This is a genomic window from Microbispora sp. H10836 (genome assembly GCF_012999525.1).
Lineage (GTDB): Bacteria > Actinomycetota > Actinomycetes > Streptosporangiales > Streptosporangiaceae > Microbispora.
This window is the reverse complement of sequence record NZ_JABBWU010000068.1, coordinates 1-980: the sequence shown is the minus strand read 5'-3', so window position 1 is coordinate 980 and position 980 is coordinate 1. Positions and strand designations below refer to the sequence as shown.

Below are 980 nucleotides of genomic sequence, written 5' to 3'. Positions count from 1 at the left end.
GCCCCCACTTCATCTCGTTTTCCGCCGTGACCGAGTTGAACTCCCGGTCCCAGGTCGCCACATACGTCGAGTCGTTCAGGTGGCCGGCCGCGATCGCGGTGCCGAAGTAACGGCCGCTCTGTGCGGCCGCGGCGCCGAGCGTTCCGGCCGCGGCGCCGGCGGGGACCGATGCCGCCAGTGCGGTGACCGCGCCGAGTACGCCGAGGGCGCCGGCGACCAGCATCCGGCGGGTTCCGCCGGACGAGGATTTTTCGCCCATGCCTGAGCCTCCACTGCGAAATCAATGAGGGGAACGCGGACAGACGCCCGCGGGAAACACACGCGATCCGTCGTCGCGCCGAGACTGCGGCTCCTGCCGCCCACCACCGACCCCGGCAGGAGGAAGCCGCCTTGGGGAGCAGTGTGGGAAATCATCACGAAATGTGTCAAGGGCGTTCCCCGTAAGTTTCGCTCGCCCCATCGCCGATCATGCTCGCACCCTGCGCCGATGCGGTGGGCGATTCTGTAAGTTTCCGGATGCCCCCTCAAGGCGCCCTCAACGGCCGCCGTGACGATGAACGTTTCATCGTCGCCGGTCCTCCGCGTGACGCGTCCGCATCTCGCCACGGCAGGTGGAACGGCTTGACCGGGGCGGGACGGCCGGGACGGCGGGAACGCGGTGCTTGACGGGGACTCGTCACGTCGTATTTGCTCCGCCGCACCACCACGAATACTGGCGCGACAACGAAGAAAGGCGGGCCCGAGGGACGCTATGTTAGCGCTAACAAAGCCTGAAGGGCGAGGTCGTACGCTCGCCGCGATCGTCCTGGCCGCGGCTGTGGTGGCCTTGGGCACGGTGCTGGGAGCGGGTGTCGCGAACGCGGAGTCCAACGGCGGGGTGCGGGTCATGCCGCTGGGCGACTCGATCACCGAGGGCACCCAGGTGCCCGGCGGCTACCGGATCGGGTTGTGGCAGCGCCTGGCCTCCGGCCGCTACACGA

General features: G+C 68.8%; 1 protein-coding gene. It reads right to left on the bottom strand.

Annotation, left to right across the window (positions count from 1 at the left end; genetic code table 11):
* Window positions 1-259: endo-1,4-beta-xylanase (locus tag HHX30_RS40280; RefSeq protein WP_169989208.1), on the bottom strand; the 259-nt coding region annotated here is incomplete at its 3' end.
* Window positions 260-980 lie beyond the last annotated feature (721 nt).